Below are 474 nucleotides of genomic sequence, written 5' to 3' on the forward strand. Positions count from 1 at the left end.
TGTTGTAGTTCCCACAGGGAATAATGATCCAGAAGGTAAACCAGCAATTTGCGTTGTTGTTACAGTTCCGGAAGCATTGTTATCAGTTCCTACAGGGGTAGTATAAGTAACTACAGCACCATCGGTACCTGCATCCACATTTACGTTAATAGGATCAGGACATGTAATTGTAGGGTCTTCATTATCAGTTACGATCACATCAAAACTACATATTGTAGAGTTTCCAGCAGCATCAGTAACTTCAAAAGTATTTGTTGTAGTTCCCACAGGGAATAATGATCCAGAAGGTAAACCAGCAATTTGCGTTGTTGTTACAGTTCCGGAAGCATTGTTATCAGTTCCTACAGGGGTAGTATAAGTAACTACAGCACCATCAGTACCCGCATCCACATTTACGTTAATAGGATCAGGACATGTAATTGTAGGATCTTCATTATCAGTTACGATCACATCAAAACTACATGTTGTAGAGTT

The 474-nt window shown here is 39.5% G+C and carries 1 protein-coding gene; it reads right to left on the bottom strand.

The features are described 5' to 3' along the window. Positions 1-474 (bottom strand): HYR domain-containing protein (locus tag ACKGJY_RS00305; protein ID WP_413971848.1); only part of this gene is annotated, 474 nt, incomplete at both ends.

It is taken from the genome of Hyunsoonleella sp. 2307UL5-6 (assembly GCF_047345485.1).
Lineage (GTDB): Bacteria > Bacteroidota > Bacteroidia > Flavobacteriales > Flavobacteriaceae > Jejuia.